We start from the raw sequence: 25,698 nt of genomic DNA on the forward strand, positions 1-25,698 counted from the left end.
AGCCACCGACCGTAGCGACAAAAGCGAATAAAAGGGAGCAAACTCGCCGTGAGCTCGAGCTACCGCCTGCCGCCATGGACGCAGCTAGTACGCCCGCACGACGACGTGGCCGCGGGCGTTCTCGATATGGGATCGTATGCGGCGAGCCTCGCCGGCGTCTTTCGCCATCGGCCGGGCATTGCTCCGGTTTACCGCGACGCCGGAAAGTTCTTCCAGGCCACCTACCTGACTGAGAAGATGGCCGGGTTGCTGTCGGACATCATGGACGTGCTGGCCGGAGGGACCGGCTCGCATGTGCTGCAGCTGCGCACACCTTTCGGCGGTGGCAAGACCCACAGTCTGGTCGCTCTGCTGCATCTGGTCCGTGACCGTGAGGCGTCGCTGGCCTCCTGCGCGAGCCTGCGTGACCTGCCTGACCCTGGCCCCGTTCAGATCGCAGTCCTCTCTGGTGAGGAACTCGATCCGCTCAGCCCCATGACGGCGACCGGCACTGCGACTCACACCCTGTGGGGCGAACTCGGCGCGCAGCTCGGCTGCTACGACCTCGTCGCTGAGCACGACCGTACCGGTGCCGCACCCGGCGGGGACGTGCTACGGCAGATGCTCGCGGGCCGTCCGACCCTGATCCTGCTCGATGAGGTTCTGGTCTACGTCGAAAAAGCGATGGCCGTCCAGCGCGCCGAGTCCACCGCAGGCCGCCAGGCCATGCTGTTCGTCCAGGCGCTGACCGAGGCCATCAGCTCACAGCCGAATGCGGCCATGGTCTATAGCCTCCAGGCTAGCGTCGGCGAAGCCGTCGGTTCTGAAGGACTACTCAGCGACCTCGACAAACTCGTCACTCGCGTTGACGCCAAACGCGAGCCGGTTGCTGATGACGAGGTTCTACGAGTCGTCCAACGCCGCCTGTTCGCCGAACTTGGCGATCCTGACATGCACCATCAGGTTGCTGCCGCCTACGCTCAGCTGCTGCGGCGCCAGCTGCTGGCCTCCGCCGAGACCGGAGACGCACGCCGCGAAGCCGATGTCGCTGCCAACACCCTCGAGCAGAGGGTCATCGCCGCCTATCCCTTCCACCCCGACCTGCTCGACCTGATGTACCACCGGTGGGGCTCGCTGGTGTCCTATCAAAGGACCCGCGGCGCACTGCAGTTCCTCGCCGCGGCCGTGCACGCGCAATGGACCTCCGGTGCCGACAGCCCGCTCATTGGACCGGGCGACATCGACTTCACTGATGAGGCCACCCGGAGTGCGTTCTTCTCTCAGGTTGGAGAACGTGAACGCTACACCTCAGTCGTATCCAGCGACATCACCGCGCACCGCTCCGGTGCCGCAACCGTAGACCGCCGGCTCGGTGCGGACAGCCCACTGATCGAGCAGCTCAAAGTCGGCACCCGCGTCGCCCGTGCGATCATGCTGTACAGCTTCGGTGCCCGGGAGGGTGAAGACCGCGGCGTCCTGGAAACCGACCTGGTCAAAAGCGTGCTGGTACCCGGCCTCGACCGTAACGTCGTGATCTCGGCACTGCACGACCTGCGGGAGGAAGCCCTCTACCTGCACAACACCGGCCGTCGCTACCGGTTCGAGCCCACTCCCAACCTCACCAAGCTCGTCAAGGATGAGGCCGACAAGCTTGAGGGAACCGAGGTGCTGGCTGGCGTCCGCGCGGAACTGGAACTGCAGCTGCGTGGCAGCACCGGAGTGGCCTTGTGGCCTGACTCACCGGCGGGTATCGCCGACGAACAGTCCCGCTTCACTGTGGCCTACCTTCATCCCGACTGGTCGGAAGAGCGCAAACCTCCGGCGACTTTCATTGAGCAGGCCAGTCGGGGCACTCCTCGTCGGTACCGCAATGGTCTGGCCCTCGTCCTCCCCGACAAAGCCCAGTTCGACCGTGCTCGCCATGCCATGCGCACACGCGCCGCAGCTGACTCCCTCCTGCGACAGGCCGACAAATACGGGTTTACCACTGCCCAAGCGGAGGAGCTTAAAGACAAGGCCGCAAGCGCCCGCCGAGACTGCGCGGCCGCGCTCAACGTCGCTTACAGCATGGTGATCGTCCCGACCAAGGCCAGGTCTGGGGACGGTCCCTACCAACTGGAGCGGATTGACCTGCGCACTACCCTGGTCGCCGGACGAGCCCTACACGAACGCGTCGTCGAAGCACTCAGCCAACGCGTCTTCAGTTCCCTCACCTCCTCCAAATTGATCGCGCTGGCAGGCCTTGGCCCCGACCGCCGGGCCGTACTCTGCTCCGACCTCGTCGACTGGTTTTACAGCTTCTTCGAATTCACCAAGTTGTGGGACAAGCAGGCCATCGCAGGGACGATCGCCAAAGCGATCTCTGAGGGGGAACTTGGTTACGTCGTTGGCTTGGTTAGACACGCAGACCAACTCGCTCCGCGCGACAAACGACAGGTCCGCTTTAAAGACCGCGTCACTCCCGACGAGATCGATCTGTCCTCCGACGCGGCACTGCTATGGGAGCCCTACGTCCGCGAATGCCTGGAAACCCCCCCTGATACGGCCCCCGTCTCGCAAGACGAACCGACCGACTCCCCATTCATCGCTGACCCTCTTGGGCCACCGAAGCCCGAGGAGAACACAGCTACTCCCAGGCAAAGCGACACTGGAGAGACTAGCCCCGGTACTCCGCGCAATATCATCCGCACAGCTGATATCACGGCCGTCATCGCTAAACCCGAACTGTTCAACCTCGGCAGGGCCCTGTCCTGGCTCCGCGAACAATCTGGTAACGTGCGGGTCGAAATCAAAATTGTTGCCGAGGGTGAGTTTGACGCCATCGAGTGCCGCAAGGGGCTAGTCGAACCGCTGGAAGAAGCAACAGAAGAAATCACAATCTTGCTCCAATAGCGGCCGGAGGGCTTTCTACGGCTGTGTGCACCTCGTCGCCCTTGCCATGTAGATGTAGCTGGTCCCGAGCCATGCACGGCATGCGTTTCCCCAGCGAAGACGTCTCCCTCCCACTCCCATTTGGGCAACGTTCTCATCCGGTGGCAAGGGCCGACGAAGTCGGGCCGCGGCAGCCGATCGCCCGAGCCACCGTCGCTGGGTAGCGAAGTGAGCGATCGTCACGGCCGTCGCTGTCGACGAGCCCTCTGAGTGACCTGTGAAACGGGAGATTTGTTACAGGGAAGCGATGCGGGCTGTGGGTGACTTCGCGCGTGGCGGCGCGGGCCGCGACCGGCCGAAGAGCCGCAGCGCGGCCAGCGACCGCCCGACGCGCGGCAGGCCGCCGCAGGCGGACTGCCCTTGAAGACGTAGAGAAAGTTCTCATCCATAGGGCCGTCGGGTCGGGCGGCAGGGTCGTGTTCGTCGGGTTGACCATCGTGTCGAAGGCATGCTTGTGAACCGCTGCTTGCCGCCTTGGGCTGTCGCTTCCATGGCGTTTGATGCCCTCCGCCCTGGTCGGGCCCGGCTCAGCCAATGTGTGGGCTGCCGCCCTGGAGGAAGTGGCTGACCCTCATGCGCATCGAGCGGTGCATATCGTAGCTGTCGAGCTCCTTCCGCGGCACCCAGCGCACTTCCGAAGACTCGACGCTCGGAGTCAACTGGCCGCTGATGGCGCAGGCGGTGAGCACGATGGAGAATTCTTGCCGGACCTCGCCGTTGCTGGTGTAGAGGATGACGTGCTTGGGATCGCTGTAGGTGCCCACGATGCCGGTGATCTCGCACGTGATCCCCGTCTCCTCTCTCGTCTCCCGTACGGCAGCTGCTGGGATGGACTCGCCCAGATCGATTGCCCCGCCGGGGAGGGCCCAGTTGCCGTTGTCGGTACGGCGGATCAGGAGAAGGTCGCCGGCCTCGTTGGTGACAACGACGTTGACGGACGGTACGAGGCTGTTCGGCTCGGGCGCGTTCGGGTCGTCGTGGTAGTCGATCCGCCTGCTCACGCTACGGAAGCCTATCGAGGGCGAGTTGCGGTGTTCAGTTTTCGGCAGGTTCGGCGTCGGTCGGTGGGCTGACGAAGCTGCCGAGGTTCGGCACGGTGTAGATCAGACCCTCGTCGCGCAGTTGGCGGATTGCCTTGCGGATGGTGTCGCGGGCTACGCCGAACTCCTGGACGAGGCGAACTTCCGAGACGAGGTACTTTGGCGGGTATTCGCCATCGCCGATGCGGGTGCGGAGCACGTCGGCGATCTGCTGCCAGCGAGGGCGATCCGGCTCGAAGTCAATCACAAACACCAAGGGTAGAAAGGGGACGCCACGGGTCTTCAGTCGCCTATATGGATCTATCGGTACCCCTAGCTATCCCGTGGGGCCTATAGGGGTAGACAGGCTGTCGGGCAACTTCTACGCTGCCCGTATGGCAACACCTAGTTACGACATCGATGCTCTTCGCGCCGAGTTCCCTGCCTGGTCAATCTTCTGCAGTGACGCAGGCGTGTTCTATGCGACCCGGCGCGGTGTCCAACTCCGCAACGTCGACATCTACGAGGGGTTGCGGCAGACGGTGAGCGCGGACGATGTGGACGCGCTCGTTTCACTGCTGGAGGATCAGGCCCGGATGGTGGTGAGGTCGTGAGCCGTCCGGCCTCGCACTTCGACTATCACGGCCTGCATGTGCCCGCCCCTCATGCGGAAGCCGTCCGGGTGGATTGGGTTCGGGCCCTGCGCCGTGCTGATCTGCTGCGGGTTCGCGAGCACACGTGCATGTGCACGTACCCGATGTTCGAGCTCTGCACGGCGGCCGGCTTGTGGTTCGTCCGGAAGTTCACCGGGGAGGACCCTGCGAAGGTCCAAGAGAGTACGTGGATGCAAGCGCGGGCTGCCCGGGAGCTGTGGTCGCAGATTCTGGCGGGTCAGGCCTGCTGACTCCCCGCCATGACCTGCTGCCCAAAGAACGCGTCCGCCGTCTGCTGGGCGATCTCCTCTGGCGTGACCTGGTCAGTACGGATCCGGTGGGCGAACAGGCCGTTGCCGCTGGCGCGCAAGTCGGCGAGGGCCTCGTCCCATGCCTGGAGCCGATGGGTGGTGTCGTGGTCCCCGCGCTCCCGGGAACGCTGCTCGCATACTTCGCGCGGAATCCAGAGCAGGACGACGAGCCACGGGGCGACCTGCACCAGCCGGCGGATACTGGGGATGTCGCCCAGATGGACGACCGGCACTCGACCAGTGCCGGTGAACTGGTCGACCTGGTCGCGGTCGATGGCATACGTGTTGCCGTAGCGCTGGGACTCGACCATCAGCCGTCCCTCGGCCCGTAGTTTGGCCAATTCCTCGGTGCTGACGAAGTCGTATTCGGTGCCGCGCCGGTTCCCCGTCTTGAGTTTGCGTACCAGCGTGAACCGTGGGTCGAGTTCGGCGAGGGCGATGGTGGTGGTGCTCTTGCCGCTGGCAGGCGGCCCGTACAGCACGACGCCCATCATGTGAGGATCCGTTTCAGGGTTTCACGGGTCTGGTCTGCCAGGCTGATCGCGGCGCCGAGCCGGTTGTCCACAGTGATGTGCGCCGTGGAGGGGCTGCTCTCGGTGTTGAGGCCGCTGACGTACGACTCCCAGTTGTCGAGCTTCCAGGCGTCGCGAGCGGCTCCGCGGAACTCGATGTACTCGCGCATGGATTCGGCGTCGCAGCGCACCCACACCACCGCCACGTCGATGCCCCTGGCCGCGCACCGGTTGGTCAGCCGGCACACCCAGTCAGGGTCGGCGAGTTCGGCGATGAACGGCGCCGACAGGATCGCCGAGGTTCCGGCCTTGAGGTTGTCGAACGCGGTTTCCATCAGGCACCGGTATTCCAGAGGGCGGACCTCGCTCAGGTAGAGCTCGGTGTGCCGGTCGTGGGGGTCGCCTCCGAGAGAGATGAGCAGGCGTTCGACCATGGCGCGAGTCAGGGAGTCCTTGTCCAGAAAGGCCCAGCCGGTGATGTCGGACAGAAAGCGGGAGAATTCGGTCTTGCCCGATCCGGCGTAGCCGCCGACGAGGGTGAGGATGGGCTTGGGGCTGCCCTGCCCGTGGCGGCGGCGCCAGGCGTCCACGACGCGGTTGAGAAGTGCGTTCTGTTCGGCGTTGGACGGGGCGCCTGCAACTTTGAGCAGTGTGTTCTCGATCACCTGGGCGGCGGCGTTGTCAGTGGCGGGGTCGGTGGGCTGAGGCAAATCCGAGATGGAATTTTCCACTTCGGATATTTCACCGGGGAGCGGTAGTCGGAAACCCAGCGTGGTTTCATTTGTCTGGTATAGGAGACAGTACGCTCTTCGGTAGTGAGGACCGGGATATACCGATCCTTGTTCGTGTGCCCAGAGTGTCTGGAAATTCGCGGCTGGGGCGCTCAGGCCGTGTCGGCGGGCGACCTGGCGAAGCTGGTCACCTGCAGCTTCGAGGGTGAGCCCGTGCGCTTCGCGGTGCTGGCGCAGGATTAGAGGTTGCCATCCGGGGCGGTGAAATGTCTTCATCGCATCCTTTTTGCGCACTTTGAGGGGAGCGCAATGTGTAAGCGCATGTGTAACCGCCGTGCAGGCAGCAATGAAGAAGCTTAGCTAACGCTCCGTGATACTCACCAGCGTCAAGACGCGATGAACTAACGGCATCCCGCCGGGATAGTGACCGATTAGAAAAGGGGTGCCGGGAGTGACCGAAAATCAGCAGATCATCAACGAACTTCAGGCTATTCGGTCGGAAATGGAGGAGTTGGCCTGCCGGGTTAGCGAGATCGCTTCGGTTCTTGGAACACGGCCTTCTCCAGATCCGCGATCCGCTCGCCGAGAGTCGCCAGAGTGCTCCGCATCTGAGCGAGCTGCTCCATGACCTCCGACGAGGCCGGCGCCTCGGCCGACGCTGCGGCGTCCTCGCGGACGAACACGCCCTTGCCCTGCTGTCCGACGATCAGGCCCTCGGTGCGAAGCACGCTGATGGCCGCTTTGACCACGCTGGCGGACACGTCGTAACGCTGGCACAGTTGGGCGGTCGAGGGCAGCGCAGCGCCGGGTGCGAGTGAGCCCGTCCTGATCTGCGTACGAAGGTCGTCGGCTATCTGGAGGTAGCCGGGGCGACCGGTCTTCTCGACCATCCGGTGCCTTCCGCGAGGGTTGCGTGCCCCTCCAGTTCAGCACAGCCCGCACGACATGCCAACCAAGTCTTCGTGGAAGCCCTTGACAACTTAGAATCCTAAGCGTTCTATGTATTCCAAGAGTCCGAACGAACGAAAGAAGCACACCATGCGCACCGTCCCCATTCCTGTGGACACCAGCAAGCTCACCATCACCTGCGTGAAGGCCCCGCGCCCTCGCGTGCTCAACCGCGACACCGGCGAGATCAAGACCGACAAGAACGGCAACACCGTCTACGAGGTCACTGTCTCCGTGGAAGACGAGTTCGGCCGGATCGAACTCGTCAAGATCGGCATCACCGGCGAACCGCCTATCACCGCCGGAGACCAGGTCAACGCCGTCGGCCTGCTCGGCTACGTCTGGGAGATCGCCGGTAAGTGGGGTATCTCCTACCGGGCGACCGCGCTGCTCCCGCAGCAGGAGGCCGCCAATGTCTGACCAGTTCCTCACGATGCTCGGAGTCCTGGCCGCTGCCGCGGCCGGGCTCTGGGCCTGGCGCCGCTGGCACTACCGCTCCTTCTGGCTCACCATCGGCTTCCCGCTGACGGCCATCAGCGTGCGAGCGAGTTGGCGCAAGGTCGCCCTCGGCTGCGGCCTGACCAAGAAGCGGCAGCGCTTCTGGTTCACCACCGTGCCGGGCCTGGTGGCCTCGACCGGTGTCGTCCGGGTCAGGCGCCGCTTTCAGCGCATCGCCGTGGACACCGCACCGTTTATGTGGCTGCCCATGCCCACCCGGCACGGGTGGCGCGTCACTCTGCACACCCTGGAAGGGCAAATCCCGGCCGACTACGCCGACGTCGCCGAACGACTGGCTCACTCCTGGGGCGTGCACGCCGTGCGCGTCTCGTCCGACAAGCCGGGACGGGTACGCCTGGCTGCCACCATGCGTGACCCGCTGGTCAGGGTCGACGAACTCCCACCTTCCACCGAACTGCTCAAGGTCACCGTGGGACGGCTAGAGACAGGCGGGCCGTGGGTCGTCGACTTCAAGACCGTCCCGCACTGGATCAACGCAGGGGCCACGCAGTCCGGCAAGTCCAACCTCGCCAACGCACTCATCGTCGGCCTGGCCCCGCAACCGGTCGCCCTGGTCGGCTTCGACCTCAAGGGCGGCGTGGAGTTCACTCCGTACGCACCCCGGCTGTCCGCACTGGCCACCACCCGAGCCGAGTGCGGTGGGCTGCTGGAAGACCTGGTGGCGCTCATGACGGACCGAATGGGCGTGTGCCGGATGGCCTCGGCACGCAATATCTGGCAGCTCCCGCCAGGCATGCGCCCAATACCAGTCGTGGTCCTGGTCGACGAGCTGGCCGAGCTCTACCTGATGGCCGACAAGGCGGAGAAGGACGAGATCGCCAAGACCTCGACCGCGCTGCTGCGGGTGGCGCAGCTCGGGCGGGCGTTCGGCATCTACCTGTTCTGCTGCGGGCAGCGCATCGGCTCCGACCTCGGCCCCGGGGTCACCGCGCTCCGGGCCCAGTGCTCCGGCCGGATCTGCCACCGGGTCAACGATCCCGAGACCGCCACCATGACCCTCGGCGACCTCGACCCCGCCGCCCTCGACTCGGCTCGCGCCATCGCCGCTGAGACACCTGGCGTCGCCATCGTCGCCTCACAAGACGGCCAGTGGTACCGCGCCCGCTCCTTCTACGTCAGTGAACTCGCCGCCGAACACGCCGCCCGCTCTCACGCCGGCCTCGCGCCGTCCTGGGACGAGGTCATGGCGGCACAGCCTCACCAAACGCCGGACTCGCAGACCGCCTGACCGATCGAGAGGAGGAACGAGATGCGCAGCTTCGCCGCCTGGCTGCTCGACACCGGACCCGTCCTCATCTTGGCCGCCATCGCGGGCGCCGGCTCCTTCACCCACATCCGCGATACCGCCACCGAGAACGGCCAGCAAGGCTGGATGGCCTGGGCCATCGCCATCTGCATCGACCTGACCTGCGTCATGGCAGCCCGTGAACGCCAGCACGACAGGAAGACCGGCAAAGTACGGCGTGGCTTGGTCTCCTGGCCCGTCCTCGTCCTGACCGGCGGCATCGTCCTCTCGCTGGCTGCCAACCTGCAACAGGCCGCCCCGACCGTCTGGGGCTGGATCACCGCCGCCACCCCGGCAGGCGCCTTCCTGGTCGCGGTCTCCATGCTCGAACGCCGCGCCACCGCCACCCGTACCGAACCTTTCCGGGGCGTCCCGCAGAAGTCCTCGTCCTGGGCGACGGCGTCCCCGTCCGTCCCGGACCGGACGCAAGCCGTCCCACCTGCGGACCGTCCTGCCCTCGTCCCCGCCGACGAGGACGGTCAGGACGACGGACCCACGCCCGACCCGCAACTGATCGACTACGCCCGCCGTGTCGCCACCGAACACCACGCCAAGCATGGCAAGCCCATTACTCGCGACCTACTCCGCACACGCCTGGGCGTGTCCAACCAACTCGCCTCCGACCTGCTCCGCACTCTGCGGAACACACCAGAAAACGCCTGAAGGAGACCCATGCAAGACCACCGCAGAGCCCTCATCAATGGCCTGCTCAACCTGGCCATCTTCCTGGAAGCTCACCCGGATGTGCCCGTCTCGTCCGGCCTCACCCTTCGTTACTTCCCGCACAGCGGCAAGGACGAGGACCTATGCGCTGAGATCGACCGGATCGCCGCGCTCCTCGGCTCCCGCATCGAGTCCGAGCACTCCCCGTACGGCCACTACGCAACCTCGGTCCACTTCGGACCAGTCGCATACCGCGCTGTGGCGATCCCCGCCGCCGCCCGTGCCCGTCATGACGCCGAGAGCAGCTACCAGGGCTGCATCGAGCCCAACGCTTAGGAGACCGACAATATGCGTATTCGCCTCGAAGGAAACCGTGCGGAGATCACACTCGGCATGATCCACCTGCGCGAGGTCTTCACCGTCACCGCGATGTCCAGGGCGTTTCCCGACCGCGCCCACCCGCGCAAGTACCGCGTCTACGTCCGCGTTATTCCGCGCGACAACCGGTGATCACCATGGACGCCGCACTCGCTCGCTACTGCTGCTGCACCTGCAACGGCACCGGCCTCACCGACGACCAGACCTGCGCCGACTGCAACGGCACCGGCATCGACAACCACGGCGCATAACGCCGTAGCGCCCCCCGCCTGGCCACACATCCGCCAAGACGTCCGCCAGGCCGGGGGCCATCCACACCAGCGTCACTGGATAGGACGGAACCCATCTTGCCCCACGTTGCCCACTCTCACGCTGTGGCCGGGATGATCCACCGGCTCCACCAACCCGACTACGACCGCTGGGCCAGCCAGATCAAGCGCACCGGCGGCTGCCGCCAACCCATCCACCTGCGCGGCAAGGTCGAACACTACGACCAAGCCACCGGCTACCTCCTGCACCGCTACACCACCCGCACCGAACCCAACGGCGTCCTGCGTGTACCGTGCAAGACCCGCCGCGCCTCCCGCTGCCCGGCCTGTGCCGAGGTCTACCGGGCCGACACCTACCAGCTCGTCCGCGCCGGCCTCGTCGGCGGCAAGGGCGTGCCCGAAACCGTCAACGGCCACCCGTGCCTGTTCGTCACTCTCACTGCGCCATCGTTTGGAGCGGTCCATACTCGGCGGGAGAAGAACGGCAAGGTCCTGCCCTGCCACGCCCGCCGCGATGCCGAGACGTGCTCACACGGACAGGCCATGTCCTGCACCGATCGGCACAGCGCCGACGATCAACGGCTCGGGGAGCCGCTCTGCCCCGACTGTTACGACTACGACGGCTCCGTTCTGTTCAACGCGGTCAGTCCTGAGCTGTGGCGGCGCTTCACCCTGGCTCTGCGCCGACGCTTCGCCAGGCTCAACGGCCTGACCGTCAAGGCCCTGCGCGAACAGGTGATGATCTCTTTCGCCAAGGTCGCCGAGTACCAGCGTCGAGGCGTCGTCCACTTCCACGCGGTGATTCGCCTCGACGGCCCTGACGGACCGTCCTCGCCGCCACCGGCCTGGGCGAGCGCTGATGCTCTGGCGGAAGCCGCCCAGCACGCGGCGGAGGTCGTCACTACGGAGGTCGAGCCGCTCAGCCGGACGTTCCGCTGGGGCACACAGCTCGACGCCCGCCGCATCACGATGGACGGCGATCTTACTGAGCAGGCCGTTGCCGCCTATATCGCCAAGTACGCCACCAAGGCCGCCGAATGCGTCGGCACCCTGGACCGGCGTGTCCAGCCTCTCGACAACCTCGACGAGTTGCCCGTTCGCGAGCACGCGCGCCGACTAATCGCGGCGTGCATGCGTCTGGGAAGCCACTCCGGCTTGGCCAACCTCAGGCTCGTTCACTGGGCTCACATGCTCGGCTTCCGCGGCCACTTCTCCACCAAGAGCCGCCGCTACTCCACCACTCTCGGCGACCTCCGCGCCGCGCGTGAGGAGCACATGCGTGCCGAGGAGGTCAGCACCGGACGGCTCCCGCTGTTCGACGAGGACACCGTCCTTGTGATCGCCCATTGGGAGTACGCCGGTCAAGGGCTCTCCATCGGAGAGCAGGCTCTCGCGGCTGCGCTCACCGGCACCCGTCTCCCGGGGCCGGCGGTGATGACCGATGAGTAGGCGCGACGAGTTGCTGACCGTCCCGGAGGTGCTCGCCGAACTCGGCGGAGTCTCCCGCCGCACCTTCTACCGCTGGCGCGAACTGGGCCGTGCGCCGGTCTGCGTCCAGTTGCCCAACCTCGAACTCCGCGTCTGGCGGAGCGACCTCATGACCTGGCTGGACTCACGACGGGAGACGGTGTGAACGCCACGTACGACGTGAAGCTCGGCACGATTCAGCACCGCACGGACCGCGACACGCCTTTGTTCATCGCCCGCTGGCGCGTCGCGGGCAAGCCCAAATCGAAGAGCTTCCGGACCAAGGGCCTGGCCAACGCCTTCATGTCCGACCTGCGGCAGGCGGCGAAGGCGGGGGAGGAGTTCGACACCGCCACCGGATTGCCGGTGTCGATGCTGGCGCGTGCGTCCTCCGGCCCGACGTTCTTCGAGTTCGCCCAGGCGTACGTGCTCCGCCGCTGGAATTCGTCGGCGGCCCGCACTCGGGAGACGGACGCCTACGCGCTCCTGTCGCTGGTTCCTGCCCTGGTGACAGACGCGCCGCGGCGTCCCACAACCGAGGAACTGCGGGAAGTCCTGAGGACCTACGCGCTCATCCCGGAGAAGAGGCGCCCTGCCCTGACCGCGGCGCAGAGTGCGGCATTGGGCTGGCTGGAGCGGGCGTCCCTCCCGCTGTCCGCGTTGAAGGAGCCGTATGTCCTTCGTACGGCGCTCGCGGCCATCTCGGTCACCTTCGCCGGAGCCTCAGCAGGAGCTAACACGGTGCGGCGCAAGCGCGCCATCCTCCATCACCTGCTGGAGCATGCGGTGGAGGAGAAGGTGTTCAGCGGCAATCCGCTGGACGAGATCAAATGGACGGCCCCGAAGGCCGTCACGGTCGTAGACCCACGTACCGTGGTGAACCCGGCCCAAGCCCGGCGACTCCTCGACGCCGTGCCCAAGGTGGGCCGCAAGCGCGGTCCTCGCCTCAAGGCGCTGTTCGCCTGCATCTACTACGCGGCGTTGCGGCCGGAGGAGGCGGCGGACCTGCGGCTGACGAACTGCACGCTGCCCGAGACGGGCTGGGGTCTGATCGTCCTGGAGAAGGCGCGACCCCAGGCAACGAAGCGCTGGACCGACTCTGGCCAGACCCACGAGTCGCGCAGTCTGAAGCACCGCGCGGACAAGGAGACACGTGAGATCCCGATCCCGCCCGTCCTGGTGGCGATGCTCCGTGAGCACGTCGCCGAGTTCGGCACAGCCAAGGACGGGAGGATCTTCAGCACCGGAACCGGTGGCACCTACTCCAGTTCGGCGCACTCCTACGTCTGGCAGGAAGCCCGCAAGCTCGCCCTCAGCCCAGCACAGGTCGCCTCGTCGCTGGCGGCCAGGCCGTACGACCTCCGCCACGCGGCGGTGTCGCTCTGGTTGAACGCGGGCGTCCCGGCCCCGGAAGTCGCCAAGCGGGCCGGACACAGCGTTGACGTCCTGCTGCGGGTCTACGCGAAGTGCATGGACGGCCAGCAAGAGCAGATCAACGGAAAGATCAACGACGCCCTGGACCAATAGCCCTTCATCCATCTCCGGCCCCGAGCGTCCCGGGGCCGGTTCGTCTTGCAACGCTGTCTTTGCCGAGTCGTTCCCGTTGGATGTGGGTGCCTTGCGGCACGCTGACAGGCACGGGCAGCGAGTAGGGAGGATCATGCGCGAAGATCAAGATCACCCCACACGCCAAGATCTCCGCCGGCTGCGGCGCCCACCGTACGGCCTGCCGCTTCCGAATCGGCCCAGGCACCTCACCGCGTCCGACTCTCTCGACTGGCGAACGTATTCGACCCCCGCCCCACCTGAGCGATCACACCTGCGAAATCGAGATCATCTGACCTGGTCGGTGCTCATCGCCGGCCTCCTGGCCTGTGCCAGCTTCGGCGCCTGGTCGGGTGCATGGGGCAATGGCAACGCCTCGCCTTCGACGAAGGCCGCCTCGATGTCGACGCCTCGCCCGAGCCTTGCTGAACGCCCGGTCGTGCTCACCTCGCCAGCGACGCACACGCCCGCCCCCGATACGTCTTCGCCCTCGGCGGCGCCGCGGAAAGATCGCAAGCAGTCGAAGGACAAGGCGGAACGGACACGGGACCGTCACCGATCACAGGGCTCGACTGTGCCCCGCCCGCGTTACCAAGATGCCCCCAGGACGCAGCACACGACGCCTGCGACGCCCCCTCAGCGCCCGAGAGATACCAGGCCCGTGGTTCCTCAGGAGAGCAGCAGGAGGCGCGAGGCTCCATTGATCGCCGCGAACTGTGACGAGCTCTTTCCGCCGGCCCGCTCAGAGTTCCTCATCCGTAATCGGGCGTGTCACCTTCTCCACGGATAGCGCGGTCGTTACGGGGTCGAGGTCAAGAGAAGGGGACGGAGTTGACGGGCGAACTCGATGGCGTCCGCTTGGTGATCTCGCCCCGGTGCTCCCTTGACGATCTGGATGGCGAGCACTTTGGTGCCGTCCTGTGTCCAGGCGAAGGCCTTGGCTCCAACGATGTTTCCGTCTGTATCCACTATTGATGCGCTGTAGCCGGGGCCGATACCGTTCGGCAGGGCGACTCCTCTGTCTCTTACTTTCCCATTTTCCAGACTCTGCATAGTTGAAGGAAAGGGATTATGTAGCTCGACGGTCATCGAAGCCTTATCTCGGATGCTCGGCGATTTGCTAACGACGCAATGCGAGAAATCGTTCGCTGATGTGGAGCCAGTCGCGTAGAAGTTGCTAAATCCAATGGCTCGACCAATAGCTTGGCTGGAAAGCAGACCACATTCCACAGGCGGTGTTGTCACGCTGCCGAGTGGACGGCGATCTACCGGGGAAGGCGATGAACACGCTGCTGTCGTGATGAGGGTGACAGCCAATAAGGCTAGAGCCGGCCGAATTCTCATTCCTCTGCCTCCGGATATGGAGGAACGTCCAACTGGAACCCCTCCCAGACAGCTCGGTCGATCTCGTGGAAGACGGCAGAGGCCGGAGGGCTCTTAAGCCACTCATTGTAAGCAAACTGCTGCTGCCAAGTCATCTGACTACGAGGGATAATCTGGTCGTTGGTGAGGAAGTCGCCTTCTGACCCCTTGGTGTAGTTCTCGGATGCGTGAGGATGTGCGGAACCCTTTGTTGATCCGTCTCCGAACAGCCCGTAGCGCATCATTACATTTGCCGTTAAGTCTTTGAAAAGGCGCTGGCTCTCACGGAGGGTTGCCTCTCCCTTGCTGCGGGCGGCCTTGCCTTCGGCAGGCTTGATACTGTCACTAATCGGGCCTTCAAGAAATTCGTAGCCGGCGACGACCCAGTCTCCTGCTGGAGTGAGTGCCAGCTTGAGCGTCCTGGACACGCCGTCCTTAAATGCCTTGCTTTTCTCGTCCTTCTGGTCTGCCTCGTTGATATTGGTCAAATTTCCCGCATCGACTATTAGGTGGAGCGACTTGCCGAGAGCATTGGTCTGCGCGTTGAACAGCTTTCCTGGGTTGCTGTTCATGTTGTCGGTAAGCAGCTTCTGACGATATTCCTGCTGCTCGCCTTTCGATGCATTCGGATGAGTGCTTCGCCATTCGGTGAATGCGGTGTCGACCGTCTCGCGGATCGTCTTTCCTTGGGCGTCCAGAACCTTTGTGCTGTACTCGCCATGCCCTTCGACTGCGATTTTCAGTGCGTGCGGGTCTTTGAAAGCCCAGGTCATCACGGTCTTGACCGCGCCGCCGTCGAACATGGCTCCATAAGGCTGCTTGCCAGGAAGGTTCGGGTCAGAGTCAGGCTGCGGATTTACGCCTATGGGCTCTGGGAAACCAGTAATAGCAGCTCGATGGACATCGCCCATGTAGGCAGAGAAGACGCGGGCGGCGCTCTGCCGCGTATCGGGAAGGTTGGCCTGCGCTCGCCGGTCTGACCAGAAGTGGACGGCCCAGGACGCGATCAAGGCCGACTTGTACCCCCGTGAAGTCCCGGGAGGTTGGCCTTGGTCGCGGAATCTTGTCGTGGCTGCCTCGATGGCCCGGCCGAGTTCACCGCTGCCGCTGCCCCAGAAGTTGTCTCGCATCAGGAAGGACAGGGGCTTACGTGCGGGGTCGGTGAAGAAGTCTTGAGCGACTCTGGCGTTGTTCCCCAGAGCGGCTGCAAGGCCGGGCCCGAACTTGATGATGTCCTGCTGCTGGGATGGCGGCTTCTGTGCGTTGTCGAAGACCTTGTTGGCGACCTCGCGGAGGAACGCGTCGTCGAAGGTGCCGTAGCGCAGGAGCTCGTCGGCCATGCGGCCGCTCATCGGATCGTCGTCGGTAGCAATCAGTTCGTCGACATAGGTCTTGGGGAGCTTCATCTCGCCGACTCCGCGCGAGGCCGTTCCCAACGTCACACTGAGAGCTCGTGCCAGACGGTCCATAACGGAGGACGACGACGGCTTTGTCCAGTCGTCCTCCAAGGATCCTCGGTGCGCCAGGTACAGACGTTCCAGTAGCGCCTTCAGGTCCTTCGGCGGCATCTCCTTGGCGAAGGCGACGGCGAAGTAGGGATCGTGCTGGTGTTGCTCCAGCAGATCCAAGGTCTCCTTGGAGAGTGTCCCCTCACCGCTAGCAGTATCCCTGACTGCTTCGCGAAGCTGGTCGGCTACGGTCTTGGCCGCTGCGGCGCCGCTTGCCGGTGAGTTCGACACCCAGAGTGTCTCCTCCGCCCACACGACGCCCTTGTCGAGTCCGATCTTCTGGGTAGAGATGATGAGGTCCAGGCGCCGCTGGAGGTCGGGGATCTGCTGGGCGATCTGGGAGGCGACGTCCCTGAGTGTGCCTGGTCCGGTCATGCTGGTGCCGATCGAGCTCAGGGCTCTGGCAATCTGCGCATCCGCGTCCGGCCATGCCTGCTTGAGGCGCTTGATCTCGCCGATGAGCTGAGTCATCAGGGCTGGGTCGATACCGATCCGGTTCGGAGACGGGCTCATCCGCCGGCCTTCCACGGCAGGTTCAGGGGTGGTGGCCACAGTTCTAAGGGGTCTGCTGGCTTGGCGGGATCGGGATGTACGGACTCGACCAGTGCCAGAGCTCGGTTGAAGAAGCCTCGGTAGGCCGCCTCCCAGACCTGGCAGTCCTTGAGCAGTTTGTCGGCGGCCTTGCCCTTCATCGCGCCGTCTTCGAGCAGGCCGATGAGCTTGCGCACGTCGTTGGCGTGCTGGTCACGTAACTGTTCGATCGTCCGTCGCGCAGCGGCGAGTTGTTCCTGGGTCGCCATCATCCTGGATCCTTTGGACCTTGAGGACGGCTATCTATGGATCAATATGACGATAAAGGGCTGTCGTGGCGCGGTCGAGCCGAACTGCTCATACGGCATAAGCTCAACATTTATCCCGGCTGATACGTATCACGCATGATGGCAATGGCCTCGGCTACGCCCGCCACCACGTGATCGGCCCGATGTTCATGCCCTGCCCACGTACCTCGATCGACCCAGATCCCACGCAGACCCGCAGCCTGAGCACCTGCGATGTCCGCGACGAGGTTGTCGCCCACCATCCAACCGCCCTCGGTGAGGCTGGCGCCGCACCGCTGAGCGGCGATCTGGAAGAGACGAGCATCCGGCTTCCGGACACCCTCAACCCCTGACACGGCATAGCCGTCGACCACGTCAGCCAGGCCGGTTCGGCGGAGCTTGCCGAGCTGGTTGTCCGCCATGCCATTTGTGACGATCCCTACTCGCCACCCCGCGGCCCGCAGGTCACCCAACTCCGCCAGGACACCGGGGTAACACTCCACGAGGTACGGCATCCGCTGACGGTAGCCTGCCCATAGCTCCTCGACCGGTGCCAGCAGCGCGAAGTGCTCGCGCACCTGGGTGAAGAAGACGTCTCGGTGAGGGTGTACGCCCTGATCCAGGGAGGTGAGCCAGGAGATGTCTTCAGACTCCAAACGATGTTGCTCAGCGAACTCCTCGGCCCACCGCAGGAACGCGCCGTTGAGGTCAATGAGCGTCCTGTCGAGGTCGAAGAGGGCAAGGCGCTGCACGATGACACCCTAGGTGGGAACCTCCCGGCGACAACAGTCCGTCCTGTACCCGCTGCGTACCTCGGACAGTGCCTACCGAATCATCGGGCCGTAACAAGTGATCCGGCGCCTCGAATTGCGGAGAGGTGATGCGGGCTGCTCCAGTCGAGGCTTTCGTTGGCTTATCAGGGAGTGGATCGAGGCAAGATCCCGCTAATCTTTGACGTATCGGTGATGCGGCCCGACGGGCTTCCGCCCCAGTAGCGGACACGCCCCCATACCGCACGAGTCTTTCGTGCTGCCTGGGGGTAGATCCGTGGCCGTTTTCCGGCACTCGGCGGAAAGCCTTGTCCAGTTGGTGTCTGAGTCGGTGCCCGAACGTGTTCTCAGCGAGGTGATTGCTGAGAATCTGCGCGCCACCCAAGGCATCAACCCAGGCAGAGGGGAACGCAGGTCCTGGGACCGCAGCATCCCGATCTTGGCCCGAGATCTGGTCGAAGCTGGGCTCGGTGGCGTCGAGATGCTCATCGAGTACCAACTGCCGTTAACCAGCAAGCGGGCGGACGTCATTCTCGCCGGACGCGACCGGTGTACGGGAGCCGACTCCTATCTGATCGTCGAACTCAAACAGTGGAGCCAGGCCGAGCTGTACGAGGATGACGCTGAGCTCGTCCTGGTGTCCGGCATGGGCCCGCGGCCCAAGCTTCACCCAGTTGTGCAGGTGCGGAGCTACTGCGAATACCTGGCCGACTTCGTCGGAGCCCTGGACCAGCATCGGAACGCCGTGCGTGGGGTTGCCTACCTGCACAACGCCAGCGACCCGGACATCCACGATCTCTATGACCACGTCGAGGACGAACGCACCCGGCTCTTCAGCAAGACACGCCGCGGTCAGTTCGTCGACTACCTCAAGGCACAGTTCGCGCCCGAGCCGGGTGCTGCTGCAGCCGATCGCCTGCTGTCCAGTTCCATCCGGCCGTCCAAGCAACTACTCAAGGTCGCTGCCGGCGAGATCAAGAACCGTGATCAGTTCGTCCTGCTGGCCGAGCAGCGGCTGGCCTACGAGATGGTCATGCATGCGGTGGAGAAGGCTCGAGCGAGCAATTCGAAGCAAGTGGTGATCATCACCGGAGGGCCTGGTTCTGGCAAGAGCGTCATCGCGCTGTCCCTGCTGGGTGAGCTCTCCGGCCATGGATATTCGGCTCTGCATGCCACCGGTTCACGCTCCTTCACCGAGACGATGAGGCGCGTCGTCGCCAAGGGGTCGACCCGGCTGAAGGCGATGTTCAAGTACTTCAACAACTTCATGACAGCCAAGCCCAACGAGTTGGATGTCCTGATCTGCGACGAGGCCCACCGCATTCGCGAGACCTCGGCCAACAGGTTCACGAGATCGGACCAGCGAACGGGCCGGCCGCAGTTGGATGAGCTGATCAACGCAGCGAGAGTGCCAGTCTTCCTGCTGGATGAGCATCAGGTGGTACGACCGGGCGAGATGGGGCGCGTCGCCGACATCACCGCCTACGCCGAATCCCTCGGCCTCGACGTTCACCAGGTCGATCTGGACGCGCAATTCCGCTGCGGTGGGAGCCGCAAGTACGAGGAGTGGGTGCTGCGCCTGCTGGGCTTGGACGGCGATGCTCCAGAGGTATGGAAGGGGGACGATCATTTCGCCGTCTCCCTTACCGAGTCCCCGTACGAGTTGGAGGCCATGCTCCGAGCTCGGCTTCAAGCGGGATACTCGGCACGGATGACAGCCGGGTTCTGCTGGCCCTGGAGCGCGCCGAGCGAGGATGACAGCCTGGTCGCCGACGTGCGAATCGGTGATTGGGCGCGGCCGTGGAACGTCAAGGGTGACAGGGCTGTGGGGAACGCGCCGGCCAGCGCCTTGTGGGCCTCGGCGGCCGGTGGTTTCGAGCAGGTGGGGTGCGTCTACACCGCGCAGGGCTTCGAGTACGACTGGAACGGCGTGATCTTCGGCCCGGACTTCGTCTACCGCGACGGCAGGTTGGTCACTGTTCGCAGCGCCAGCAAGGACCCGGCGCTCATGCGGAGGGGAGTCAGCGACGAACAGGCGGACCGGTTGATCCGTAACACCTACAAGGTGCTGCTGACCCGCGGCATGATGGGCACCGCCGTGTACTCGGTCGATCCGGCGACGCAAGAGTTCCTCTCGGGACTGCTGGAATCGCAGGTATGAGCGACCGGGCAGGGTTCGAACCTGCCCGGTATCCGCTGCAGCACCCTCATCCGCATTGTCGGTGGCGTGCTTTAGCCTTCCTGCACGGATAAGACTGGAGGCTAAGGATGGACACCGCTGGGCTGCTGAATCCGGTCAAGTTGTGGGAAGCAGCGGAAGTCCTTACCCGCCCAAGCCCGGTGCCTCGTGCTGCAGGCATCTATGGATGGTACTTCACCCAGCCTCCGCATCCGAGCCTGCCGGCTGACTGTCTCCTCTACGTGGGGATCGCTCCCCGCCGCATGGCGACCCGAGCCAGCAGGCAGAATCTCCGGAGCAGGGTGCGGTATCACTTCCGCGGCAACGCTGAGGGCTCCACTCTGCGGCTCAGCCTCGGTTGCCTGCTCGGGCTTGAGCTCCGACGGGTAGGTAGCGGGAAGCGGTTGACCTTCGGCCAGGCTGGCGAGAAGGAACTGACGGAGTGGATGGCAGAGCACGCCCGCGTGTGTTGGGTCCGTCATGACGAGCCTTGGACGGGAGAGTCCGCACTGATCGCTCAGCTGGACCTTCCCCTCAACTTGGATCAGAACCGCCGTCACGATTTCCATCCGTACTTGAGTGGTCTCCGAGCCTCGGCTCGCGCCCATGCGCGTAACCTTCCGATCAGCTCTTGAAAGCTTGCGGCGCCGGTGTCATGCGCGTGCTCATCGTTGCCCACCGAGCATCGAGAAGGCGCTGCGTGGGCCGATGTCCCCTTTGCCTTTGGTGGGGCAAAGGCGGGCTGGTCGGGGCGTTATCTGCTCGGTTAGTGGCGTGGTTGAGCGAGCAATCCCGGCGCTGTTCAGAGACCGTCTTATCACCACGTCTCCCAACTGCTGCCCCGCCCGACAGGTCGGCTGCCTCTACTGGCCGCTTGTGAGTGCTTTGTCGACGCGGTGCAGGTAGGAGAACTGGTTGTCACGCCATCCTGCGTGGGTGCGGTTGGTGGCAACGTTGACGCCGATACCGGCGACCACACCGAGCAGCCACTCCCAGTCTTGGGATGCGTATGCAGCTGCGGCGCCCCCTACAGCGATCATGACGGAGACGGAGCGGCGCACCCACTCCATGCCAACTGCGCGGCCGGCTTTGTCCATGTCCCGCTGCGCCTGGTCGAGCTCGAGTCGCATGTTGAGCAACAGCTCGGCGAGTGCGCCGACATCGCTGCCGCCTTCTGATCGGGCAGGCTGCCGGTGAATTTCGCGGATGAGGCGGTGCAGAGCGACGATGAGACGGAGGCGTTCGTCGTTGTAGCGGTTCCGGAAAGCGATCACGGCGTCGGTGGAGGCGTTCGAGCCGGGGGACGGCAGCAGACGTCCTACTTCGAGCAGGAGGGCGTCGGTACGGTTTGATCTGCTTGGATACCGATCTGACATCCCGTCTTCCCTGTCGGCGCCATGAACGAAGCGCCAGACCTCGGTACGGTCAGTGTGGGGGATGAGGTTTCTGACCCTGCCCCGGTCTCTAACCTCGTCCATGCCTACGTTCGCTTGAGCTGCTATCAGTTCCGCCTGCATGCCGAGGAGACACGTCTGCAACGCCGGAGAAACCACCAGGCGCCGGTATTCGGGTGCATGGTGCCAGCGGGCAAGCCCGTCATCCACGAGCGCATCGACCAGGGCAGTGGAGAATTTCATCGGCCACAGCAGCGAATTATCCCTGTCGGTCACCGTGCGAGGCGGCAGTAGGTCGTCGAGCGGCACGGACCGGCGCAACTCCCGCAAGACCTCAGCAGTGTGCGCTGGCTTGTCGTATGCGTTGCCGTCGCTTTCCAGGTCGCGGGGACGGCCGCTGAACAGATCTCGGATCATCATCCGATGGGAGCTGAAGGTGACGGGCCGGTACAGACCCGCGTCGTCGACTTGCCTCAGCGGGCGATGCAGGTAGCGCTCGTAATCCGTCTCAGGAACGATGGTCGCGATCTCGTCCCAGTACAGAATGGCGTGGTTGAGCACGGCCGGCGGCGGGTTGATGAGCGGGTAGTACAGCATTCCAGCCATTGTGGTTCTCCCCCTCAAAACGACTCGATAGTGAGTTTGTTCCGCTAAGGCAGACACCTCGGCGTGGTGGTCACGCCGCTTGGGTGATCTCGTAGTCAGCAGGGCTACGGTAGTCCAGGCTTCAGTGCAAGCGGTACAGGTTGTACCAGCCCCTTATTGGGTGATGGCCAGCGTAATGTCCCGTCGGCTACCTGGGCCCCGCTTGGTATCGGCGGGCGACGTAATCAGGCCCGGCGAGCAGGCCCCGGGCACCCGGCTACCGTCGCCGAACTCGGCTGCCTGCTGTGAGGGCACGACCTGTTCCAGGCTCTGAACCTGCCCATCGTACGCATAGACACCGAGAACATCCCCGTCATGCTCAAACGCCTGCAAACCACATCTGACCAGCAGATCCCCATAGCTCAGGTGTGGGGCCATGACCTTTCACGCCAGGTAAAGACGATGGCGAAACCCTCCGCGCTCCTTGCGTTTGCTGGCTGCCACCTTCTCGATCGCACTCCAGTCGTGCCCATGGACCGTAGCTAGCGCGCGTAGGACTTCGTACACATCGGCGATCTCCTCAGCGACTTCGGAGGGAGACGCTTCGCCAAGTTCGGTGGCCTCTTCAAACAATTTGGTCAGCAGAGCGTTGCGGTAATCGACGTCGTCGAGCACGGTAATGACCGGTTGTTCACCGCCTTGGCGGATGATATCCGGAATCTTGTCCCGAACCAGTTTGCCCATGCTCCACGTCCTTCGCTTCGAGCGGCCTACCTGCAAGGATCCCGAGCCTATCGAGCTTCAGTGACATTCACCTGGTCGCGAACTACCCTGAACCGGTCGAAACGCGATCAAGGCTGGTATGTACGGATGACTGTGGAGTTCTTTCGCGAAGAACCGACCGCTCGCTCCTCATGGAGGCTGGCGGTGCTCATGGGCGCCAACTCGCGTACTTACAAGTTCGCCTTGGGGGAGGCGCTGCTGGGCGCCGCTGCCGAAGGACGCACCGACCTCCCTCTACGGGAGCTAGCCGGGCCGTACGCGATGAGCCTGGTGGAGCATCTGGCGCAGGCGCCCCAGGCCTCGCAGAGGAGTGTTACCGGCGGGGCCGACTTCCTGACCGTGGCGCAGGAGGAGGCCGCAGAGTCCGTACGGCTTGGTTCCCCCACCGAGAAGCTGCTCGCTGCCGCAATGAAGTCGATGCCGGAGATGGTGATGCAGAAGTTTCACAATCTGCGCGGCAACGGCGGTGCTGAGATACCTCATCGCTTCTACGAGGTGACTGGCAGCGCTCGGGAACGGGTGGTCAAGCTGACAGAGCACCTCCGTGAGGTCGCCCTGTCGGAGCAGAGGTCGACCCTGCAGGCGGAACTGGCTGCCAGGTGGAGCATCGTTGAGACCTCCTTCGCTGCCGGGGTAGGCCGAAGTCTGGTCGAGGAGGGCGTCGCGGTCGATCTGGAGACGCTGCGGATCACCGACAAAGAACGGCGGCGCTCAGTCGCTGGGGTCACCGAGGCCGTCATCGGGTTTCAGCATGGTCGCTGCATCATCTGCGCTCAACCGCTCATCCCCGGTGTCGATGAGGTCGCGGTCGACCACGTGTTTCCGTACTCCTTCAAGCGGCTCCTGAGCGGTACGGACGTCGACCTGGACGCGATCTGGAACCTTGCCCCCGCGCACAGGCCTTGCAACGGGCAGAAGAGCAACCAGCCGCCCTCGCAGGGCCAGCTCACCCGTCTGGCTCTGCGGAACGAGGCGATCATGCAGTCACCGCATCCGCTGAAGCGAACCCTCCAACTGACGCTGAAGGGGCACGGCTATTCAGGTGGACGCGTGGGCGAATGGTGGGACTTCATCAAAGAAGCGCGTAGCCGGCTCCAATAGCGGCGTGGGGCAGTCAGACAGTTCGCTGCCACCTGCCAGTGGGGCTGTCCGGTACAGCTCATCGTCTGTGCGGGGTAGCGGGCGGCTGCGGGTAGCTCGGTTGAGCATCAGCCAGGCTTATGTGAGCCCGGAGACAACTCGCCAAGATCATCCCCCGTATGTCCCCTGATCAAGGTCCTACGGCTGCATTTGGCTGCCCTCAGCGACCTATCCAGGGTCTGGTAGGCAAAAGACCCGCGGCAGAGAAACCGCAGGTCAGAAGGCGAAATGCCTGGTGAAGAAGAGTGCCCCCGGCAGGATTCGAACCTGCGGCACCCGCTTTAGGAGAGCGGGAGCTGTCTGGAGTCCAGTATGTCTTGTAATGGGGGATATGTAGCTGGCGCTCGATGTGCATCAGTTCCTCGACGATGACCTTCCGCCATGTATTTCTTGATTGCTGTTTTCCCTGTTCGGACAATCTGCCTGATGGGAGAGTGGAAGGTGTACCCGCTCTTCGGGTGCGGGTGCTCTAACGGAGATGGTGGGCCGTTCGTCCCGAGTGACAACGAGGGGGCCATGGCCATAGAGAGCCGGATCCGCTTCTCGGTGTTCGCTGTGTGCGGTGGCCGACGGTCTGGCGTTGCGACAGATGTCAGAAGAACGTCAGCTGTTCCGTATGGCCGTGGTCAGCGTCTTAAGGGCGGGTATCTTTTGCCACATTTGTGCAAATCTGCCTGTCCGCCTTGGGGTATGTGGCCCATCCGGGCAGTGGCTCTGTTGTCTTGAGGGGCTGTGGTCGACGGTCATTTAGGGATCGCGTGCTTTACCTATCCGCTACACTTCGATTACGTTCAATTACAGTGGGTGGCATCATGGTGTGGGTTCCGAGGAGAGGAGAGGAGAGGAGAGGAGAGGCGATGTCACGGTGAGCGACGGTGGCGCCGGGAGTGTTGGTGGGTTCGTTGCTGGTGACTGGGCCTGTGTTGGCGTCCGCGCATCCGTGGACCGATGCGTATGGTCAGCTCGGCGACGTGGAGATTAGCGCTGACCGGAAGAACGTGGCACTGTGTGATCGCCTCGACGACGAGGACAAGGTGGCTGTGGAGTACAAGACCACGATCGGCCGGACGATCCTGCTGCAGGCCGGACCTAAGCGGGGATGTGTCCTGGATTCGGTCTTCTTCGGCTCCATCAAGTGGGCCAGGTTTTGCTACGGTCCGGACGTCGATCCCAATGGTGGCTCGTGGCGCTGGTGTAACCCGGCCCGCAACCTGTAGGCGAATTTCCAGGACGACTCCATCTCGTAGACGACCGGAGGAACGGTGTGCTGGCCGGGGCCGCTTCCCGTGGGCTGCCGCAGCAGGCTCGTCAACGCCGGCCGGGGCTCGCCGCGCTCGCTGTGCTGCTCGTGCTTGGTGGTGCCCTGGCCACAACCCTGCTGGTGATGCGCGCCGATGAGCGTACCTCCGTTATCCGCGTCACCAAGCGGACCGGCGCCGGTCAGCCCTTCGGTCGCGACGCGCTGCAGGAAGCTCGCATCGCCGATGAGGGGGTGTCTTATTGGCCTTGGTCTCAGCGTGATCGTGTCGCCGAGACCGTCGCCACGGTCACAGTGCTTCCGGGGACACTGCTCACCCAGCCGATGGCTGCGGCAGGCGACAGCGGAGCGGTCGCGGGCAAGACCGTCAAGGTGGGACTCGCCCTCAAGCCTGGCCAGGCGCCCTATGACCTACAGCGCGGGGAACATGTCCAGCTTGTTCACGTGCCTGGGCGTAGACCCGGCGCCCTAGGGCCTTCGCTTGTTGTGGAGGAGGCTCTGGTGGACAGTGTGAGTTACGCGTCCGGTTCGGCTAGCCAAGCCACCGTCACCGTCGACAGTGCTGTCGCGCCTGTGGTTGCGGCCCACGCCGTCAGCGGTGAGATCGCCCTCGCCGTCATACGTGCGCAACCCTGACCCTGGAAACGACTCGGCCACACTCTGTACTTTCAGACCGGCTTCTGATCCGAAA

Annotated in this window: 28 protein-coding genes and 1 tRNA gene; 16 read left to right on the top strand and 13 right to left on the bottom strand. The window is 64.3% G+C overall.

All coding sequences use genetic code 11. The features are described 5' to 3' along the window. Positions 1-48 precede the first annotated feature (48 nt). The gene (locus tag ACIBI9_RS40090) at positions 49-2,871 is read left to right on the top strand and encodes an ATP-binding protein (protein WP_397230353.1); all 2,823 of its coding nucleotides are present in this window, start codon (positions 49-51) and stop codon (positions 2,869-2,871) included. A gap of 566 nt (positions 2,872-3,437) precedes the next feature. On the opposite strand, the gene ACIBI9_RS40095 is transcribed toward ACIBI9_RS40090, so the two are convergent. Together ACIBI9_RS40095 and ACIBI9_RS40100 are read right to left on the bottom strand one after the other, a co-directional pair. Then, complete coding sequence (locus tag ACIBI9_RS40095; RefSeq protein ID WP_397230355.1) at positions 3,438-3,911, bottom strand: NUDIX hydrolase; 474 nt, start codon at positions 3,909-3,911, stop codon at positions 3,438-3,440. Between the two features lie 34 nt (positions 3,912-3,945). After that, positions 3,946-4,197: a GntR family transcriptional regulator gene (locus tag ACIBI9_RS40100; protein WP_397230357.1), complete on the bottom strand. Its 252-nt coding sequence runs from the start codon at positions 4,195-4,197 to the stop codon at positions 3,946-3,948. A 127-nt stretch (positions 4,198-4,324) separates the two neighbouring features. On the opposite strand from ACIBI9_RS40100, the gene ACIBI9_RS40105 reads away from it, so the two are divergent. Together ACIBI9_RS40105 and ACIBI9_RS40110 are read left to right on the top strand one after the other, a co-directional pair. Further along, on the top strand, positions 4,325-4,543 hold the full coding sequence (locus ACIBI9_RS40105; RefSeq protein ID WP_397230359.1) for a hypothetical protein: 219 nt from the start codon (positions 4,325-4,327) through the stop codon (positions 4,541-4,543). Then, on the top strand, positions 4,540-4,833 hold the full coding sequence (locus ACIBI9_RS40110; RefSeq protein ID WP_397230361.1) for a hypothetical protein: 294 nt from the start codon (positions 4,540-4,542) through the stop codon (positions 4,831-4,833). The genes ACIBI9_RS40105 and ACIBI9_RS40110 overlap by 4 nt, the downstream gene beginning before the upstream one ends. Here the strand turns inward: ACIBI9_RS40110 and ACIBI9_RS40115 are convergent. The 3 genes from ACIBI9_RS40115 to ACIBI9_RS40125 all read right to left on the bottom strand — a co-directional run bounded on the left by ACIBI9_RS40115 (position 4,821) and on the right by ACIBI9_RS40125 (position 7,026). After that, positions 4,821-5,387 carry a guanylate kinase gene (locus ACIBI9_RS40115; RefSeq protein WP_397230363.1) on the bottom strand — a complete coding sequence of 189 codons (567 nt, stop codon included), beginning with the start codon at positions 5,385-5,387 and terminating at the stop codon, positions 4,821-4,823. The two genes, ACIBI9_RS40110 and ACIBI9_RS40115, sit on opposite strands and share 13 nt — an antisense overlap. Further along, positions 5,384-6,115: an AAA family ATPase gene (locus ACIBI9_RS40120; protein ID WP_397230365.1), complete on the bottom strand. Its 732-nt coding sequence runs from the start codon at positions 6,113-6,115 to the stop codon at positions 5,384-5,386. The genes ACIBI9_RS40115 and ACIBI9_RS40120 overlap by 4 nt, the downstream gene beginning before the upstream one ends. A gap of 545 nt (positions 6,116-6,660) precedes the next feature. After that, a complete protein-coding gene (locus tag ACIBI9_RS40125; RefSeq protein ID WP_397230367.1) occupies positions 6,661-7,026 on the bottom strand; it encodes a winged helix-turn-helix domain-containing protein in 366 nt (121 codons plus the stop codon). 148 nt (positions 7,027-7,174) lie between these two features. On the opposite strand from ACIBI9_RS40125, the gene ACIBI9_RS40130 reads away from it, so the two are divergent. From ACIBI9_RS40130 to ACIBI9_RS40165, 8 genes are all read left to right on the top strand, one after another. Beyond that, entirely contained in the window at positions 7,175-7,504 is a 330-nt protein-coding gene (locus ACIBI9_RS40130) for a hypothetical protein (RefSeq protein WP_397230369.1), read from the top strand. Then, on the top strand, positions 7,497-8,831 hold the full coding sequence (locus tag ACIBI9_RS40135; RefSeq protein WP_397230371.1) for an FtsK/SpoIIIE domain-containing protein: 1,335 nt from the start codon (positions 7,497-7,499) through the stop codon (positions 8,829-8,831). Before ACIBI9_RS40130 ends, ACIBI9_RS40135 begins: the two co-directional genes overlap by 8 nt. A 21-nt stretch (positions 8,832-8,852) precedes the next feature. Further along, complete coding sequence (locus ACIBI9_RS40140; protein WP_397230373.1) at positions 8,853-9,551, top strand: DUF2637 domain-containing protein; 699 nt, start codon at positions 8,853-8,855, stop codon at positions 9,549-9,551. A 9-nt stretch (positions 9,552-9,560) separates the two neighbouring features. Further along, positions 9,561-9,887, top strand: coding sequence for a hypothetical protein (locus ACIBI9_RS40145; RefSeq protein WP_397230375.1), 327 nt, complete (start codon positions 9,561-9,563; stop codon positions 9,885-9,887). 12 nt (positions 9,888-9,899) lie between these two features. Beyond that, positions 9,900-10,061 carry a hypothetical protein gene (locus ACIBI9_RS40150; RefSeq protein WP_397230377.1) on the top strand — a complete coding sequence of 54 codons (162 nt, stop codon included), beginning with the start codon at positions 9,900-9,902 and terminating at the stop codon, positions 10,059-10,061. Positions 10,062-10,312: 251 nt separating this feature from the next. Further along, complete coding sequence (locus tag ACIBI9_RS40155) at positions 10,313-11,647, top strand: replication initiator (RefSeq protein WP_397230633.1); 1,335 nt, start codon at positions 10,313-10,315, stop codon at positions 11,645-11,647. Continuing rightward, positions 11,640-11,831, top strand: coding sequence for a helix-turn-helix transcriptional regulator (locus ACIBI9_RS40160; RefSeq protein WP_397230379.1), 192 nt, complete (start codon positions 11,640-11,642; stop codon positions 11,829-11,831). The genes ACIBI9_RS40155 and ACIBI9_RS40160 overlap by 8 nt, the downstream gene beginning before the upstream one ends. After that, positions 11,828-13,192 (top strand): tyrosine-type recombinase/integrase, encoded by a 1,365-nt coding sequence (locus tag ACIBI9_RS40165; RefSeq protein ID WP_397230381.1) that lies wholly within the window; start codon positions 11,828-11,830, stop codon positions 13,190-13,192. The genes ACIBI9_RS40160 and ACIBI9_RS40165 overlap by 4 nt, the downstream gene beginning before the upstream one ends. A gap of 306 nt (positions 13,193-13,498) precedes the next feature. Here ACIBI9_RS40165 and ACIBI9_RS40170 read toward each other — a convergent pair whose 3' ends face one another. From ACIBI9_RS40170 to ACIBI9_RS40190, 5 genes are all read right to left on the bottom strand, one after another. Further along, entirely contained in the window at positions 13,499-13,741 is a 243-nt protein-coding gene (locus ACIBI9_RS40170) for a hypothetical protein (RefSeq protein ID WP_397230383.1), read from the bottom strand. Between the two features lie 267 nt (positions 13,742-14,008). Next, positions 14,009-14,455: a hypothetical protein gene (locus tag ACIBI9_RS40175; protein WP_397230385.1), complete on the bottom strand. Its 447-nt coding sequence runs from the start codon at positions 14,453-14,455 to the stop codon at positions 14,009-14,011. 95 nt (positions 14,456-14,550) lie between these two features. Further along, complete coding sequence (locus ACIBI9_RS40180) at positions 14,551-16,551, bottom strand: hypothetical protein (RefSeq protein ID WP_397230387.1); 2,001 nt, start codon at positions 16,549-16,551, stop codon at positions 14,551-14,553. Positions 16,552-16,589: 38 nt separating this feature from the next. Beyond that, entirely contained in the window at positions 16,590-16,883 is a 294-nt protein-coding gene (locus ACIBI9_RS40185; protein WP_397230389.1) for a hypothetical protein, read from the bottom strand. Between the two features lie 107 nt (positions 16,884-16,990). Next, complete coding sequence (locus tag ACIBI9_RS40190) at positions 16,991-17,650, bottom strand: HAD family hydrolase (protein ID WP_397230391.1); 660 nt, start codon at positions 17,648-17,650, stop codon at positions 16,991-16,993. Positions 17,651-17,945: 295 nt separating this feature from the next. On the opposite strand from ACIBI9_RS40190, the gene ACIBI9_RS40195 reads away from it, so the two are divergent. Continuing rightward, positions 17,946-19,829, top strand: a complete 1,884-nt coding sequence (locus tag ACIBI9_RS40195) for a DNA/RNA helicase domain-containing protein (RefSeq protein WP_397230393.1) — start codon at positions 17,946-17,948, stop codon at positions 19,827-19,829. Between the two features lie 107 nt (positions 19,830-19,936). Further along, positions 19,937-20,482 carry a GIY-YIG nuclease family protein gene (locus tag ACIBI9_RS40200; protein WP_397230395.1) on the top strand — a complete coding sequence of 182 codons (546 nt, stop codon included), beginning with the start codon at positions 19,937-19,939 and terminating at the stop codon, positions 20,480-20,482. A 228-nt stretch (positions 20,483-20,710) separates the two neighbouring features. Here ACIBI9_RS40200 and ACIBI9_RS40205 read toward each other — a convergent pair whose 3' ends face one another. Together ACIBI9_RS40205 and ACIBI9_RS40210 are read right to left on the bottom strand one after the other, a co-directional pair. Further along, positions 20,711-21,838 carry a hypothetical protein gene (locus ACIBI9_RS40205; protein WP_397230397.1) on the bottom strand — a complete coding sequence of 376 codons (1,128 nt, stop codon included), beginning with the start codon at positions 21,836-21,838 and terminating at the stop codon, positions 20,711-20,713. A gap of 432 nt (positions 21,839-22,270) precedes the next feature. Further along, positions 22,271-22,570: a hypothetical protein gene (locus tag ACIBI9_RS40210; protein ID WP_397230399.1), complete on the bottom strand. Its 300-nt coding sequence runs from the start codon at positions 22,568-22,570 to the stop codon at positions 22,271-22,273. A gap of 126 nt (positions 22,571-22,696) precedes the next feature. Between ACIBI9_RS40210 and ACIBI9_RS40215 the strand changes: the two genes are divergently transcribed. Beyond that, positions 22,697-23,710 (top strand): HNH endonuclease, encoded by a 1,014-nt coding sequence (locus ACIBI9_RS40215; protein ID WP_397230401.1) that lies wholly within the window; start codon positions 22,697-22,699, stop codon positions 23,708-23,710. Positions 23,711-23,995: 285 nt separating this feature from the next. Here ACIBI9_RS40215 and ACIBI9_RS40220 read toward each other — a convergent pair. Then, positions 23,996-24,091 (bottom strand) — tRNA-Arg (locus tag ACIBI9_RS40220). A 551-nt stretch (positions 24,092-24,642) separates the two neighbouring features. Between ACIBI9_RS40220 and ACIBI9_RS40225 the strand changes: the two genes are divergently transcribed. Both ACIBI9_RS40225 and ACIBI9_RS40230 read left to right on the top strand, forming a co-directional pair. Next, positions 24,643-24,966: a hypothetical protein gene (locus tag ACIBI9_RS40225; protein ID WP_397230403.1), complete on the top strand. Its 324-nt coding sequence runs from the start codon at positions 24,643-24,645 to the stop codon at positions 24,964-24,966. 47 nt (positions 24,967-25,013) lie between these two features. Then, positions 25,014-25,643 (top strand): hypothetical protein, encoded by a 630-nt coding sequence (locus ACIBI9_RS40230; protein WP_397230405.1) that lies wholly within the window; start codon positions 25,014-25,016, stop codon positions 25,641-25,643. Positions 25,644-25,698: the final 55 nt, after the last annotated feature.

Source organism: Nonomuraea sp. NPDC050451, from assembly GCF_044458585.1.